The sequence below is a fragment of the Microbacterium sp. CIAB417 genome, from assembly GCF_022788845.1.
On sequence record NZ_JAHZUT010000009.1, the window covers coordinates 125,077 to 139,437 of the forward strand.

15 protein-coding genes are annotated in these 14,361 nt (G+C 69.8%); 8 read left to right on the forward strand and 7 right to left on the reverse strand.

Going from position 1 to position 14,361, the window contains the following annotated elements:
* Positions 1–210 precede the first annotated feature (210 nt).
* From KYX17_RS27240 to KYX17_RS27250, 3 genes are read left to right on the forward strand one after another with little or no spacing between them, the layout of a single operon-like run.
* A complete protein-coding gene (locus KYX17_RS27240) occupies positions 211–1,236 on the forward strand; it encodes a glycosyltransferase family 4 protein (RefSeq protein ID WP_243231873.1) in 1,026 nt (341 codons plus the stop codon).
* Positions 1,233–2,258 (forward strand): glycosyltransferase, encoded by a 1,026-nt coding sequence (locus tag KYX17_RS27245; RefSeq protein ID WP_243231875.1) that lies wholly within the window; start codon positions 1,233–1,235, stop codon positions 2,256–2,258. Before KYX17_RS27240 ends, KYX17_RS27245 begins: the two co-directional genes overlap by 4 nt.
* Entirely contained in the window at positions 2,255–3,568 is a 1,314-nt protein-coding gene (locus KYX17_RS27250) for a UDP-glucose/GDP-mannose dehydrogenase family protein (RefSeq protein ID WP_243231876.1), read from the forward strand. The genes KYX17_RS27245 and KYX17_RS27250 overlap by 4 nt, the downstream gene beginning before the upstream one ends.
* Here KYX17_RS27250 and KYX17_RS27255 read toward each other — a convergent pair.
* Positions 3,565–4,755 (reverse strand): glycosyltransferase, encoded by a 1,191-nt coding sequence (locus tag KYX17_RS27255; protein WP_243231878.1) that lies wholly within the window; start codon positions 4,753–4,755, stop codon positions 3,565–3,567. The genes KYX17_RS27250 and KYX17_RS27255 overlap by 4 nt on opposite strands.
* A gap of 217 nt (positions 4,756–4,972) precedes the next feature.
* Between KYX17_RS27255 and KYX17_RS27260 the strand changes: the two genes are divergently transcribed.
* Positions 4,973–5,425: an adenylyltransferase/cytidyltransferase family protein gene (locus KYX17_RS27260; RefSeq protein ID WP_243231879.1), complete on the forward strand. Its 453-nt coding sequence runs from the start codon at positions 4,973–4,975 to the stop codon at positions 5,423–5,425.
* Between the two features lie 7 nt (positions 5,426–5,432).
* On the opposite strand, the gene KYX17_RS27265 is transcribed toward KYX17_RS27260, so the two are convergent.
* Entirely contained in the window at positions 5,433–5,840 is a 408-nt protein-coding gene (locus KYX17_RS27265; protein ID WP_243231888.1) for an SIP domain-containing protein, read from the reverse strand.
* A gap of 81 nt (positions 5,841–5,921) precedes the next feature.
* Here KYX17_RS27265 and KYX17_RS27270 point away from each other — a divergent pair, with 81 nt between their 5' ends.
* The gene (locus KYX17_RS27270; RefSeq protein ID WP_243231889.1) at positions 5,922–6,185 is read left to right on the forward strand and encodes a glutaredoxin family protein; all 264 of its coding nucleotides are present in this window, start codon (positions 5,922–5,924) and stop codon (positions 6,183–6,185) included.
* A 180-nt stretch (positions 6,186–6,365) separates the two neighbouring features.
* Entirely contained in the window at positions 6,366–8,108 is a 1,743-nt protein-coding gene (locus KYX17_RS27275) for an aldehyde dehydrogenase family protein (RefSeq protein WP_243231891.1), read from the forward strand.
* A gap of 74 nt (positions 8,109–8,182) precedes the next feature.
* Here KYX17_RS27275 and pip read toward each other — a convergent pair whose 3' ends face one another.
* The gene (pip, locus tag KYX17_RS27280) at positions 8,183–9,148 is read right to left on the reverse strand and encodes a prolyl aminopeptidase (protein ID WP_243231893.1); all 966 of its coding nucleotides are present in this window, start codon (positions 9,146–9,148) and stop codon (positions 8,183–8,185) included.
* Between the two features lie 55 nt (positions 9,149–9,203).
* Positions 9,204–10,091 carry a neutral zinc metallopeptidase gene (locus KYX17_RS27285; RefSeq protein ID WP_243231895.1) on the reverse strand — a complete coding sequence of 296 codons (888 nt, stop codon included), beginning with the start codon at positions 10,089–10,091 and terminating at the stop codon, positions 9,204–9,206.
* Between the two features lie 35 nt (positions 10,092–10,126).
* Between KYX17_RS27285 and KYX17_RS27290 the strand changes: the two genes are divergently transcribed.
* Both KYX17_RS27290 and KYX17_RS27295 read left to right on the forward strand, forming a co-directional pair.
* Positions 10,127–11,116: a malate dehydrogenase gene (locus KYX17_RS27290; protein ID WP_243231901.1), complete on the forward strand. Its 990-nt coding sequence runs from the start codon at positions 10,127–10,129 to the stop codon at positions 11,114–11,116.
* 44 nt (positions 11,117–11,160) lie between these two features.
* A complete protein-coding gene (locus tag KYX17_RS27295) occupies positions 11,161–11,631 on the forward strand; it encodes a recombinase family protein (protein ID WP_243231903.1) in 471 nt (156 codons plus the stop codon).
* A 3-nt stretch (positions 11,632–11,634) separates the two neighbouring features.
* Here the strand turns inward: KYX17_RS27295 and KYX17_RS27300 are convergent, their stop codons facing one another.
* From KYX17_RS27300 to KYX17_RS27310, 3 genes are read right to left on the reverse strand one after another with little or no spacing between them, the layout of a single operon-like run.
* Complete coding sequence (locus KYX17_RS27300; RefSeq protein WP_243231906.1) at positions 11,635–12,339, reverse strand: hypothetical protein; 705 nt, start codon at positions 12,337–12,339, stop codon at positions 11,635–11,637.
* Positions 12,340–12,353: 14 nt separating this feature from the next.
* Positions 12,354–14,015 (reverse strand): alpha/beta hydrolase, encoded by a 1,662-nt coding sequence (locus tag KYX17_RS27305; protein ID WP_243231908.1) that lies wholly within the window; start codon positions 14,013–14,015, stop codon positions 12,354–12,356.
* A complete protein-coding gene (locus KYX17_RS27310; protein WP_243231911.1) occupies positions 14,012–14,305 on the reverse strand; it encodes a hypothetical protein in 294 nt (97 codons plus the stop codon). The genes KYX17_RS27305 and KYX17_RS27310 overlap by 4 nt, the downstream gene beginning before the upstream one ends.
* Positions 14,306–14,361: the final 56 nt, after the last annotated feature.

The following is a 14,361-nucleotide window of genomic DNA, read 5'->3' on the forward strand; positions in this document are numbered from 1 at the left end:
CTGGGGTTGGGCGAGGGGGACATCATGCGTGCGCACGCGGATCCGGGCGCGGACGATCGGCGCCTGCACGTGCTGATCGGAGCATACGCCTGCGGGCCCGTGTCCGAACCCGAAGCTCGTGCTGGATGGGAGTTCGCGCGCGCTGCAGCGCGAGATCATGATGTATGGGTCATCACCCGCGAGCGGTTCCGGGGCCCGATCGAATCCGCCTTGGCCGCGGACCACGAGCTCAGCGCGCATCTGCACGTCGAGTACCTGGATCTGTCTCCTCGCGTCATGCGGTGGAAGAAGCACTCCTGGGACCTGTACTGGTACTACGCCGCATGGCAGCGGGCGCTCGGGCGCGTCGCCCGGAAGCTGCACGCGGCGCACGGGTTCGATGTGACCCACCACGTCTCCTTCGCGAACGACTGGATGCCGTGCGGGCTGCGTCGGTTGAGCGACGTGCCCCTGGTCTGGGGCCCCGTCGGCGGCGCGAGCGCGCCGCCGGTTCGCCGCCTGGCCCGGTGGCTCGGAGTGCGCGGGACCGTAACCGAAGTCGTACGCGCGACGTTCACCGGGATCGTCCGGCAGTTCGTCGGCGACCGTGTCGCCCGTCGCGCTGCGCTCATCGTCTGTCAGAACGATCAAGTCGCCTCTCATTTCCGCAGGCGCTCGTCCTCGGTCGTCGTCGAGCCGAACGCCGCTCTGGAAGACCTCCCGGCACGCGCGGCGCGGATCATCCCCTACCGGGCGGTTTTCGCGGGCCGTCTGATCGCGCTCAAGGGCGCCTCGCTCGCGATCGACGCGATCGCGCGAACCGACGAATGGACGTTGCAGATCTACGGAAGGGGATACGAAGAGCAGCGACTGCGCACGCGCGCCGCCCGCCTCCAGGTCAGCGAGCGGGTGGAGTTCCTCGGTCATCGTCCTCGCGCCGAGGTGCTGGCCGCGATCGCAGAGGCTCAGGCCTTCCTGTTCCCCTCGATGCGGGACCAGGCCGGCTGGGTCGTAGCCGAGGCGAGCTCGATGGGCTGCCCCGTGGTGTGCCTGCCCCTCGGTGGTCCGCCTGCTCTGGCCGGCACCAACGGACACGTCGCGTCGCTCGACGGAGACATCGTGCAGAACATCGTCGATGCACTCGACGATGCCCGCGTCGTCGGCGGTGCACCGACCGATCGATGGGCGACGTCACGACTTCCCGGGCTGGTCCGGACCTGGTACCAAAGCGCCCTCTCCACCGGAGCACCGCGATGACCACGCCGCAGACGCGGCTGCGCGTGCTGGAGTCGTTCCGCGAGCCCAAGGCCACGACCAATCCGTACATCACCCAGCTCTTCCGGGCCCTGAGCGAAGACGCGGACGTGATCCCCTACCGGCCGAAAGCCGCGCTGTTCGGTCGGTACGACGTGGTGCACCTGCACTGGCCCGAACTGCTCGTCGGCGGCCATACCTGGCGCGGGAGGGCCGCGCGACGTGCCGCCACCCTGCTGCTGCTGGCACGATGGGGGATCACGCGGGTCCCGATCGTCCGCACCGTGCACAATCTCGAGCGACCGACGAACATCAGCGCCTTCGATCAGTTCGTCCTGGACCGGATCGACGGGTTGACCACCCTCGACATCCGACTCAACGACCAGACCCCGCAGCGCGATGAGATCCCCGGGGTCACCATCGAGCATGGTCACTACCGGGACTGGTTCGCCGAGTTCCCTCGGAGCGCGACGACCCGCGGTCGTTTCGGCTACGTCGGCCTGATCCGGCGCTACAAGGGAGTCGAAGACCTCGTGAGCGCCTTCGTCCGCCTCGATGACCCGTCGCTGACTCTCCGCATCGCCGGAAAGCCCTCGTCGGACGACCTCGTGGCGGCTCTGTATGCGACGTCGGAGGGTGACCCCCGAGTGGACGTCGATCCGCGGTTCCTGTCGGACGCCGAACTCGTCGCGGCGATCACCGCGGCGGAACTGATCGTCCTTCCCTACCGGCACATGCACAACAGCGGCACCGTGCTGGCCGCTCTCTCGGCGGATCGGCCCGTTCTCGTGCCCGACAACGCCGTCAATCGGGCTCTCGCCCACGAGGTGGGGCCGGGTTGGGTTGTCACTTTCGAGGGCACTCTGACCGCGTGTGACCTCGAGCGCGGGCTCAGAACCGTCCGCAACCGCGGGGAGCGGCCGGACCTGTCCGCGCGGGACTGGCAGGTGTCCCGGCACAAGCACATCGCCGCATTCCGGCGCGCGATCGCCATCGCGCGCGACAACGAAGGAGTCGACTCGTGAAACTGTCCGTCATCGGCTGCGGCTACCTGGGTGCGGTGCACGCGGCCGCCATGGCATCCATCGGCCACGAGGTCGTGGGCATCGACGTCGACGACCGCAAGGTCGCCTCGCTGTCCTCGGGCGTCGCACCGTTCTTCGAACCGGGCCTTCAGGAGATTCTCACGGCGGGGCTGGCCTCGGGGAACCTCCGCTTCACGACCGACATCTCGGAGGCTCGCGGTGCCGAGGTGCACTTCATCGGCGTGGGAACGCCTCAGCAGAAGGACGGGCACGCAGCAGATCTCACGTTCGTCAACGCCGCGGTCGATGGCCTGCTTCCCCACCTGGCCGCCGGAGATGTCGTCGCCGGTAAGTCCACGGTTCCTGTCGGAACGGCAGCGGCGCTGTCGCCGCGGATCGAGGCGGCCGGTGCCGTGCTCGTCTGGAACCCGGAGTTCCTCCGCGAAGGCTTCGCGGTCACCGACACCGTCGATCCCGATCGGCTGGTCGTCGGGATCGACGCGAACGCTACCGGCGCCGAACCCGCCATCGAGAAGATCCGGTCCGTCTATCGCCCCGCAGTGGCCAAGGGCACACCGTTCATCGTCACCGACCTCGCCACAGCCGAACTCGTCAAGGTCGCAGCGAACGCCTTCCTGGCCACGAAGATCTCGTTCATCAACGCGATGGCCGAGATCGCCGAGGTCACGGGCGCCGACGTCACGCAACTCGCCGACGCCATCGGACACGATGTCCGTATCGGGCGCCGGTTCCTCGGCGCCGGCATCGGCTTCGGCGGGGGTTGCCTGCCCAAGGACATCCGAGCGTTCGCCGCACGTGCTGAGGAACTCGGACGACGCGATTCGGTCGGGTTCCTCCGCGAGGTCGACGCCATCAATCTCCGGCGACGCGAACGGGCCGCTGCGCTTGTCGTCGACGCCCTAGGCGGCTCCGTGGTCGGCAAGAGGGTCACGGTGCTCGGCGCGGCCTTCAAGCCGTACAGCGACGACATCCGGGACTCACCGGCTCTCGATGTCGCCGTGCGTCTGCGCGGTCTCGGAGCTGACGTGACGGTCACCGATCCCCAGGCCATCGAGAACGCTCGGCGTCAGCACCCTCAGCTCACGTATGTTCAGGATCGGGACGACGCCCTGCGCAACGCGGATGCGGTGATCATCGTCACCGAATGGGACGAGTACCGTCGCCATCTCACCCCCGAGCATGCCGGCAGCCTTGTGGCGGGGCGGGTCATCATCGACGGCCGCAATTGCCTCGATGCCGTGGCGTGGAGAGCGGCCGGCTGGAGCTATCACGGGATGGGGCGCCCCTAGAGCTCCCCCGGCTTCATCGCCTCGGCGTCGATCGCCCGGATGATCCGCTGCGCGGCGGTGTCCGCCTTCGGCTCCACCGCCGCCCCGGTAGCCGCGGCATCCGCCTTCCGCGCCCGTCGCGGCGCGTAGACCACGAGGGAGTGGAACAGGAACCGCGCGAAGAAGGCGACGACCAGGGAGATCGCCGTCGCGAGCACGCTGGAGATGTGCCAGCTCTCGACCATGAGCGCCATGACGGGGATGCGCAGCGCCGCCTCGACGTTGTTGAACGCGAACGATGCCGCGAATCGGGCGCCGAGGGCTCGCGCATCCGGACGCATGTCCGCGAAGACGAACCGCTCCTGCAGCAGGAAGTTGCCGATGATCGTAACCTCGGCGCCGATGATCGCGGCCCAGATGTACGGCGTCCCGAGGGATGTCAGGATCCACATGATCGCCAGATTCGCCACCGCACCGACCAGCCCGATGACGGCGAACAGCGACATCTTTCCGAAGCGCAGCCGGGTCAGATGCGCGACGAAGGTCACGCCCTGACGCAGCGAGGCCTTGGATGTGCCGTGGCGCCGCTCGTGGAACCGCATCGGCACCTCGGCGGCGCGCACGTCCGACCGGGCGAGGATCTCGAGGAGGATCTTGAACCCCTGCGGCTTCAGATCGGCGAGCTCGATGCGACGGCGATCCACAAGGAAGAACCCCGTCATCGGGTCGGTGCAGCCGGCCAGCCGGCGCGGGAACATCGCCTTGGTCAGCCAGGTGGACGCGCGCGAGACCCCGAACCGCACGGCCGTGCCGAGTCCGTGCGAGTCCCCGCCGCCGATGTAGCGCGACGCCGCCACGACATCCGCATCTCCGGCGGCATGCCTCTCCAACATGGCCGGGATGAGCTCGGGCGGATGCTGGAGGTCGCCGTCCATCACGACGCAGATGTCCGCCTCCGCCTCGGCGAGACCTCGGACCACCGCGCCGCCGAGCCCGCCGGTGTTGCGCTCGCGGCGGACCACTCGCACCGGCAGCGGCGCGGACGCCGCGACCCGCACGACCTCGTCGGCCGTCGCGTCGGTGCTGTCGTCGACGACGAGGATCTCAGCGCGCCTCCCGGCGAGCGCCGCGCCCACGCGGTCAACGAGCTCGGCGATGTTGTCGCGCTCGTTGTAGGTCGGGATGACGACGGTGACGTCGACGGTCACGTGTCCCCCTTCCCGATCCGGGCCTTGTTCCTGGCGCGCCGGTTGCCGGCATCCATCGTGTCATGTCCGGCTATGCGTTCGCGCCACGGTTCGTACCGCCGAGAGAAATGTGGTGCGCCGCGTGCGCCCGCCCGCTACACTGACCGGATACGGCTGTGGGAGCCGTCGTCGCCGGCCGTGGGGGCCGTGCTTCTGGGGAATCTGATCTGGGGAGATCATGGGGACGCGTATCGGCTATGCCGCCGGAGCATTCGACCTGTTCCATGTCGGCCATCTGAACCTTCTGCGCCATGCCAGCCGGCAGTGCGACGTGCTCGTCGCAGGCGTCGTGAGCGATGAGATGCTGCGGGAGGTGAAGGGCATCGAAGCCGTCGTCCCGACCGCCGAGCGCGTCGAGATCGTCCGGCACATCTCCTTCGTGGACGACGTGCACGTCGAGACCACGCCGTCGAAGATGGACGCCTGGCGGGAGGTCGGGTTCACGCACTTCTTCAAGGGCGACGACTGGCGCGGCACCGAGAAGGGCCTGCGCCTGGAGCGCGAGTTCCAGGCTGTCGGCGTCGAGGTCGTGTACTTCCCGTACACCGCGCACACCTCGAGCACGGCCCTGCGCCGCGCTCTCGACGCCCTCACCGCCGGCACCGCGCCCGCTCTGGCTGCGCAGCGCTGACGGCCGGTCAGGATGCCGGAGGCGTCCTGACTCCCAGCAGACTGCGCGCCATCTGTGCGACGCGGGGAGGCGTGTGCGGTCCCAGCCACAGGGTCCACGCCGCCGCGGGCTCGTCGCTGCAGGTCCACTCCACGCACCACGCGTGCACGGCCGCTGCCAGCCGCTCTCCGCGCGGCCGGGCCCGCGTGCCCTCGCCCCGCAGCAGCCACCGCACCGACATCCCTTCGGGAACATCGAGGTGCCGCTGCTGCACCCGCGCCACGGCCTCGATGAGCACGACCCCCTGCGCGTCCCAGGGCAGTCGCGCGCAGATGTCGCGGATCCCGGCGACGTCGTGGGAATCGCCGGCGATGAGCACGGCTCCCTCGAGGTTCTCCCAGTCGGGATCGTCCAGATGCTCGCATGCTGAGGTCACGGTACGACTCTAGGTAAGGGTTACCTAACTTGGCAAGACCCGTTCGACGCCCGCCCAGCCGGACGGCCATATCCTGGAACCATGACCTCTCCCGCCGCAGACACGATCACGATGTTCGGTGCCGACTGGTGCCGCGATTGCATCCGCACCAAGAAGCAGCTCGACGAGCTGGGCATCGCCTACACCTACGTCGACCTCGTCGCGGACCCTGCCGCCGCCGACGTCGCCAAGGAGATCTCCGGCCGCACCAACATCCCTGTCGTGGTGTACCCGGATGCCTCGCACCACGTCGAGCCGTCCAACGCCGACGTCGAAGCGAAGCTCCGCGAGCTGTCGCTGATCTGAAGCGGCGCCCCGCGCGTGGCCTCGCGGCCTTCGCGACCACGCACCGAGAGAGCAGCAACGCACCGTCAGGCGCAGCCGCATTGTCCTTGATTGCACTTGCGGTGCGGCATCCGGCGTTCACCCGCCGCATCCAGCGCTTCGGCGCGGCATAGGCTGAGAGCACGCGACAAGGAGGCGACGATGGCTTCGACGACCAAGGCGACCGAGGACGGACTCGATCAGGCGGAGCGCGACGCACTCGACGCCGCGATCTCGGACCTGACGGCGGGCTCACGCACCTGGTCGCACCTGTCGGTCGCGCAGCGCGTGACACTGCTGCGCGCGGTGCGTGCGAGTGTCGCGGCGTCCGCGGACGAGTGGGCGAACACGGCCGCGGATACGAAGGGCCTCACCGGCGGGCATCCGCTGCGCGGCGAGGAATGGCTGAGCGGCCCGTACAGCACCCTCGGCGCCCTGGACGCGTACATCGAGACGCTGTCGCGCATCGCGGACGGCCGCAATCCGCTCGAAGGCGTCCGCATCGACCGTGCCCCGGGCGGACGAACGCGCGTGCACGCCTTCCCGCTCATGGGCATCGACCGGATGCTGCTGTCGGGCTTCACCGGCGAGGTGTGGCTGGAACCGGGCATCACCCCTCGGCAGGTGCGTGCGGCATCCGGCCTCGCCCAGCGCACTCCGCACGAGCCGGGCGGCGTCGGACTCGTGCTGGGCGCAGGGAACGTCACGTCGATCCCTGTGCTGGACGTGCTCTACGAGCTGCTGGCGCACAACCGCGTCGCGCTGCTGAAGGTGAACCCGACCCAGGACCGCCTGGTCTCCGTGTTCGAGCACGCCCTCGCCCCGCTCGTCGAACCCGGCTTCCTGCGGATCGTGCGCGGAGGGCCGGCCGTCGGCGCTTTCCTGACCGCGCACAAGACGTTCGCACACGTGCACATCACGGGCTCTGCCGCAACGTTCGATGCGATCGTCTGGGGGCGGGATGCCGCAGGCCGGCGCCGCCGACGCGAGAATCGTCCGCTGCTCAAGAAGCCCATCACGGCCGAGCTCGGCGGCGTCTCGCCCATCATCGTCGTGCCCGGCGACTGGACCGATGCCGACCTCACCTTCCACGCCGAGCACATCGCGACCATGCGACTGCAGAACAGCGGCCACAACTGCATCGCGGGCCAGGTCGTCATCCTGTCCCGCGACTGGGCGCAGCGCGACCAGTTCCTGGCTGCCCTGCGGCACGCGTACGCGAAGGCCCCCGAGCGTCCGATCTGGTACCCGGGGTCGTCATCGCGCATGACGCAGGCGGCCGAGGACTACCCGGGGGCGCTGGCGCTCGGCGACCGCGTGCTGGTGGAGATCGGTGAGGACGAGGACGCCGCAGCTCTCGAGAGCACCGAGTACTTCGCCCCCGTGCTCGGCGTGGTCGAGGTGGCCGGGCTCGGGCAGGACTTCCTGGATGCCGCGGTGGAGCACGCGAACCAGAAGCTGCAGGGCACCCTCGGCGCGAATCTGCTCATCGACCCGGCGACCGAGCGCGCGCTCGGAACGGGATTCGAGCGTGCCCTGACGGCGCTGCGCTACGGATCGATCGCGGTGAACGCCTGGACGGCGTTCGGCTTCATCACCCCGACACTGACCTGGGGTGCCTTCCCCGGGGGCACCGTCCAGGATGTCGGCAGCGGCATCGGCGTGGTCCACAACGCCCTGCTGCTGGACGGTGTGGAGCGCTCGATCGTGCGCGGGCCGTTCCGCCCCTTCCCCCGCTCGTTCCCGATCGTGAACGGCGGCGGTCGATTCACGATCCTGCCGAAGCCGCCGTGGTTCGTGACGGCGAGGACCGGCGCGCAGGTCAGCGAGGGCCTGACGCGCTTCCGCGCGGACGGCGGCGTCCCAGGCCTCGTGAAGACGCTCCTGCAGGCGCTGCGCGCCTGACGAGGCCTGTCCCGTCTTCGTCACCGCGTTTCGACTCGCTCCGCTCGCTCAACGAACGAAAGGGGCGGGCGCAGTCAGTCGTCGGCAAACCGATCGGTCGCGCCGCGCAGGGCGCGCTGGATTCCGGGTTCGGATGCCGCATGGCCGGCGTCCTCGACCATCACGAACTCGGCCTCCGGCCACGCGCGATGCAGGTCCCACGCCGTCATCATCGGTGTGCACGCGTCGTAGCGCCCCTGCACGATGACCGCGGGGATGTGCCGGATCGCCTCCACGCCGGCGATCAGCTGCCCCTCGGAGAACCAGCCCCGGTTGACGAAGAAGTGGTTCTCGATGCGCGCGAACGCGACGGCCGCTTCCGGCTCGGACATGCGCGCGATGGTCTCGGCATCCGGTCTCAGCGTGATCGTGGACGCCTCCCAGGTGCTCCACGCCACCGCCGCCGGTACGTGCACGGCCGGATCGGGATCGGCGAGCCGGCGGTGATAGGCCTCGAGCATCCGATTGCGCTCGAGCACGGGGATCGGTGCGAGGAAGTCCTCCCACAGGTCGGGGAACAGCGCCGCGGCTCCACCCTCGTAGAACCACTCGAGCTCCGCACGACGCAGCGTGAAGATGCCGCGGAGGATCAGCTCCGTCACGGCATCCGGATGCGCCTGCGCATACGCCAGCGCGAGGGCGCTCCCCCACGAGCCGCCGAACACCTGCCACTTCGCGATGCCGAGGTTCCGGCGCAGCAGCTCGAGGTCCGCGATGAGGTGCGCGGTCGTCACGAACCGCAGGTCCGCCCCCGGGGCGCTCGCGTGCGGCGTGCTGCGACCGCAGCCGCGCTGGTCGAACAGCACGATCCGGTACTTCTCGGGGTCGAAGAACCGCCGATGCCATTCGCTGGTTCCCGCGCCGGGCCCGCCGTGCAGGAAGACGACCGGCTTGCCGTCCGGGTTGCCGCTGACCTCCCACGCGACGCGATGCCCGTCGCCGACGAGCAGCACCCCATCGTCGTACGGCTCGATCGGCGGATACAGCGCATCCAGGTTCATCGGCTTCGACCCCCCGGTCTTCGTTCTCCAGCTGCGATTCACGCTACCGCGTGCGTCAGCGCGCTTCGAGTTCAGCGGCCGGCACGGCGAACGTGTCGCAGCTCCCGAGCCCCTCCTGGTACCCCGTCGCGAACCAGAACTGCCGCTGCGCGCTGGAGCCGTGCGTGAACGACTCCGGGTTCGAGAACCCGGACATCTCCTGGATGTGGTCATCGCCGACGACGAGGGCGGCGTTGAGCGCGTCCTCCAGCTGCCGCTCGGTGGGCGTCTCGAGATACGGGACGCCCTGATCGTCCGTCTGCTCGGTCATGTCGCCGATCCATGCCCCGGCGAAGCAGTCCGCCTGGAGCTCCATGCGCACGCCGTTGCTCGCCGGGCCCGTGCCGTTGTTCGGGTACTGCGCCATCGTGCCGCGGATGTTCTGGATGTGGTGCCCCCATTCGTGCCCGACGATGTAGAGCTGCGCGAGGTCCCCCGCAGAGGCGCCGAACTGCTGCTGCATGAGATCGAAGAAGGTGGGGTCGATGTACACCGTCGTGTCGGCCGGGCAGTAGAACGGGCCGACCGCATTGGATGCCGTGCCGCACGCCGTGGGCGTCGAACCGTCGACCACGATCATGCCCGGAACCGTGTACCCGCTGAGGTTCTCTGCCCAGTACTCGTCAAGGGCGACCTGCGCGCCGGCGATGCGGCATTCGACCGTGGCGTTGGCGTCCGCACCCGAGTCGCAGTCCAGCAGCGCACCGTCCGAGCTGCTCGTCTCCTGCTCGCCCGTGCCACCGCCGAGGAACGGCGACAGGTCGATCTCTCCGCCCGACAGCAGGCTGACGACCAGCACCGCGATCGCGCCGAGACCCACCGCGCCGCCGCCGGCGATCGCGGCGGTGCGTCCGCGGCGCTTCGTGCGATGCCCGGAGATGTCGGCATCCGGATTGAACGTCATGGCAACGAGAGTAGCGCGCGGCGTAGTCTCGGGACATGAGCACCACGATCACCATCACGGGCGCGGGCGGGCAGATCGGCTACGCGCTGCTGTTCCGCATCGCGGCCGGCGACCTGCTCGGTCCCGACGAGAAGGTCAGGCTGCGGCTTCTGGAGATCCCGCAGGGCCTGAAGTCGGCCGAGGGCGCGGCCCTCGAGCTGCAAGACGGCGCGTTCGGGCTGCTCGAGGACGTCGAGGTGACCGACTCGGCGGCCGTCGCGTTCGACCGCTGCGACCTCGCCCTCCTGGTCGGCGCGAGGCCGCGCGGTCCCGGCATGGAGCGCGGCGACCTGCTGGCCGCCAACGCCGGCATCTTCGGCCCGCAGGGCGCCGCGATCGCCGAGAACGCCTCCCCCGGCGTGCGGGTCACGGTGGTCGGCAACCCTGCCAACACGAACGCCCTGATCGCGGCGGCGTCCGCCGACGGCGTCCCGGCCGAGCGCTTCACCGCCCTCACCCGGCTGGACGAGAACCGCGCCAGAGCACAGCTGGCCCTGGCGCTGGAGGCTCCCGTCGCCGCCGTCCGCCGTGTGCCGATCTGGGGGAACCACTCGGCCACCCAGTTCCCCGACGTGTCGCACGCCACCGTCGACGGGCGTCCCGCCGCGGCGGCGCTCGCCGAGCGCGTCGGGGATGTCACCGCGTGGCTCGAGACGACGTTCATCCCGCGTGTGGCCAAGCGCGGCGCCGAGATCATCGATGTGCGGGGATCTTCGTCAGTGGCCTCGGCCGCGAACGCGACGATCGACCACGTGCGCGACTGGGTGCGCGGCACGGACGACTGGACGAGCGCGGGCGTCGTCTCGCACGGCGAGTACGGCGTCCCGGAGGGGCTGATCTGCTCGTTCCCGGTGCGCTCGGTGGACGGCGAGTGGCGCATCGTCGAGGACCTGGAACCGGATGACTGGGCGCGCGAGCGCATCGCGGCATCGGTCGCCGAGCTCGTGGACGAGCGGGAGGCGGTGCGTTCGCTCGGTCTGCTGTGATTTCCGGCCGCCCGCAGGGCAGAATGGATGCTGGAGGTGCGCGGATGAGTGAAACGACGGATCTGACGACGGGGTCGGTGCCGGTGCCGGACGCCCTGACGAGCCCCTTGCACCTTCCGCATCCCGCGGCGGAATGCCCGAAGTGCTTCACCGAGCTGCAGCAGAACCACGACTGGTGGCACGCGCGCCCCAAGGGCTCGCGCCTGGTCGGTCTCGTGGTCGCCCGCGAGGGCATGCCGCCGGTGGTCCAGCAGCGCAACGACCTCACGCGTTTCGGCGTCCCGATCGAGGGGTTCCGGCATCCGGCTCCGGAGATCCTGGAGAGCTGGAACGATCGCCTGGCACGCTTCATCGCGACCCTGAACCGCGGCGACGTCCTCGTCGTCGCCAACGTGCATGCGCTGGGACGGGACCGCGACGAGGAGACCCGCACGGTCGCCGAACTGCGCCGGCGCGGTGTCATGGTGAAGGTGCTCAGCACGGACTCGCGGCACCTCGCCGACGCCGTGCGCTGACGCCTATCCGCCGTAGGGCGCGTCGGGGAACGCGGACGGTGTCGGCTGCGGCTCCAGCGGCTTGCCCTCCTCGTCCCAGTACACCGGACTGCCGTCCTCCGGGAAGTAGAACCGCGGCTGCCAGTCCGGCCCCTCGAAGGCCGGGAACCGCCGCCAGGCGTCCTCGTAGACCAGGCCGTCGAAGATCATGTCCGAGAGCTCACCGGCGTCGCCGGGAAAGCATGCGGGGGATGCCGAGACCTCGATCATGCCCCGATGCGGTCGCACGGTGACGACACCGCGCACGACCGGCCCGCCCGTGGCGATCACGTTGGTCTCGGCCCGATCGCCGCTCCCGTATGTCACCGTCTGCGCCTCCATGCCGGCCTCTTCGAAGGCGGCGGTGGCCGAGCTGACCACGGCGTCGACGTCGAGCTGCTCCTGCTGGAGCACACGGACCCACGAGAAGCCGTAGCCCGTCGGCCTCTCGTCCAGTTCGCCGTTCACGCGGCACGGGATCGGGTCCGACCCCCACGACTCGACCATCCACTCCCCCTCGTGCACGGCCATGATCACGGAGTGCATCACGGTCGCGTACTCGGTGTACCGCTTCTCACCGTCCCGGTACAGATCCTCGCCCGTCGGCGCAGCCGGTCCGCAACTCGTCATGGTCACCACCATCCCGACGGCCAGCGCCGCCAGCAGTCCTCGACGGAACACTCCGCGCATCCGTTCACCGCCACTCAGAAGTCGATGAGAGCGTACTCATCGCTGATCCACCAGTTCCCAGCATCCCAGAAACCCCGGGTGCTCCCCTCGCCACCGCGCTCCGTGCCCGGCTCACCGCTCCGGATGATCTCGGACACGTTGTGGAAGGACTCCGACCCCGGCTCGAGGTAGGCCCCGGGTCCGAGGGCACCGTGTCCGGTCGATGCGGCGAGCGGCTCGCCCGCACTGTCCACGCCGCCGTCGCTGTCGAAGACTGTCACGTGGTCGATCGTCTCCGGGGAGGTCGAGTGGCCGAACGCCGTGCCGCGGCCGACGCGCGCGACGGCGTCGTCCTCCGAGATCGTGGCGTACACGCGCGGTTCTCCCGGGCGCGTCAGATTGTCGATGACGGTGTCATCGTCCGGGAACCCTGCGGAGCCCACCGCGATGAACGCGGTCACGCCGAAGCCGTCGGCCCGGGATCCGATCGCCTGCGCCGCTGTCGTGCTGCCGTAGGAATGGGCGATCACGTTCACGTCCGCGTCGGGCGAGAGCGTCCGGAGACCGCCCAGATAGGCGCCGAGCGCGGCGGCGCCGTTCTCGGCCCGATCCATGAACGGCTCCTCCGCCAGGTTGGGCGTGTCGTATCCGAACCACACGACCGTCGCGGATCCCGGTCCCGTCGACCGGTTGAGGGCGCGAGCCGACTCCCCCCACGCCTGCATGTCCTCGACCGTCGCGTTCATGCCGGGCACGAGCGTGTTGATCTCGGATGCCGTGGTGAGATCCCCGTGGGCGATGGCTGCGGTCACCTGCTCCGACCCGTCGGGGTCGAAGCTGAGGAGTGCGGGCCGCTGCGACCCCTGGCCCTGCATCAGGGCCCGCTGGATCGCCTCCAGCTCGTCGCGACGGCGTCCCGGCGGCTCGGTCCCGAGGAGGTCCTCCAGGCGCTGCATGTTCACCTCGGCACGCACGGCGTACGGGATGCCGTCGAGATTGCCGATCAGGTCCGGATGGGCCTCGATCAGCTCGTCGTGCACATCCGGATGCGCGTTCCAGAGTTCGAGGACCTCGGCGCTGCCGTCGGCGCTGAGAAGGCGTTCGAGAACGCGCAGCTCCTGCGGGGTGAGCGATGCCCCACCGGCGAGTGCCATGACCGCGTCGTCATAAGCGCTGTCCCAGCCTCCATGGAGCCGTTCGTACTCCGTCCACAGCGCAGCGAGAGCCTGCGCGGCGTCATCGCGGGCGGCGGCGGCCTCTTCCGCGGCCTGCTCGGTCAGCGCCGTCAGGCCGCCATCGCCGGCCTGCGCCGCGTCGTCGGCGCTGGACTGCGCGTCATCGGCGTCCGCGGCGCAACGGAGCCACTCCGCGTGCGCGGCCTCGATGTCGTCGATCATCGCGTTCGCCGGCTGTGCGTACTGGTCGTGCGCATCGGCGTAGGACTGCAGCACGCGCGCGAGCAGGTCCGCTTCATCCATGTCGACGTCGAGGGCTGCGACGAGCTTCGTCGCGTCCGCGCGCACCGCGCTCACGGCCTGACCAACGCCCGGGAGGCCGTGCGTCTGCACCGCGGCCTCGCGCAGCGTCTCGAGTCGGTCCTGCACGCGTGCGAACTCCCCCGACCACCACGACATCGAGCCGGTGTCGCCGTCGAGCCGCTCCAGGGCATATCCGCGGTTCGGGGAGATCAGCGTCATGACGACTCCTGCCCCGACAGTTCGACATCCAGATCCTGGAAGCGGTCGGCGATCCGCTGCGTCGCCGCCGCGAGACCGCTGCCCTCCTCGGTGCGCGCGAGCGCGCTCCGCCGCAGCGCCGACACGCGTCGATGCATCTCGAGACGCAGCATCGGTCGCGACGCGGGGTTCTGGATGCCGACATCCTCCGTCTGGAGGGCGGCCGACTGGTTCAGCAGCTCTGACGCCGCCTGGCCCGAGGACCCCGACGCGGCCGTCAACTCGGCGCGGAAGATCTCGACGTCACCCATGCCCACCCCTCCACGCGAACCCCTGCGGTTCGCCGTAACGCTATCGGCGGAGCAGT

What these genes read in the sequence shown, in the direction of transcription:
- KYX17_RS27245 (WP_243231875.1), top strand. Translation starts at nt 1,233, where the DNA reads ATGACCACGCCGCAGACGCGGCTGCGCGTGCTGGAGTCGTTCCGCGAG.
- KYX17_RS27260 (WP_243231879.1), top strand. Translation starts at nt 4,973, where the DNA reads ATGGGGACGCGTATCGGCTATGCCGCCGGAGCATTCGACCTGTTCCAT.
- KYX17_RS27270 (WP_243231889.1), top strand. Translation starts at nt 5,922, where the DNA reads ATGACCTCTCCCGCCGCAGACACGATCACGATGTTCGGTGCCGACTGG.
- KYX17_RS27275 (WP_243231891.1), top strand. Translation starts at nt 6,366, where the DNA reads ATGGCTTCGACGACCAAGGCGACCGAGGACGGACTCGATCAGGCGGAG.
- pip (WP_243231893.1), bottom strand. Translation starts at nt 9,148, where the DNA reads ATGAACCTGGATGCGCTGTATCCGCCGATCGAGCCGTACGACGATGGG.
- KYX17_RS27285 (WP_243231895.1), bottom strand. Translation starts at nt 10,091, where the DNA reads ATGACGTTCAATCCGGATGCCGACATCTCCGGGCATCGCACGAAGCGC.
- KYX17_RS27290 (WP_243231901.1), top strand. Translation starts at nt 10,127, where the DNA reads ATGAGCACCACGATCACCATCACGGGCGCGGGCGGGCAGATCGGCTAC.
- KYX17_RS27295 (WP_243231903.1), top strand. Translation starts at nt 11,161, where the DNA reads ATGAGTGAAACGACGGATCTGACGACGGGGTCGGTGCCGGTGCCGGAC.
- KYX17_RS27300 (WP_243231906.1), bottom strand. Translation starts at nt 12,339, where the DNA reads ATGCGCGGAGTGTTCCGTCGAGGACTGCTGGCGGCGCTGGCCGTCGGG.
- KYX17_RS27305 (WP_243231908.1), bottom strand. Translation starts at nt 14,015, where the DNA reads ATGACGCTGATCTCCCCGAACCGCGGATATGCCCTGGAGCGGCTCGAC.
- KYX17_RS27310 (WP_243231911.1), bottom strand. Translation starts at nt 14,305, where the DNA reads ATGGGTGACGTCGAGATCTTCCGCGCCGAGTTGACGGCCGCGTCGGGG.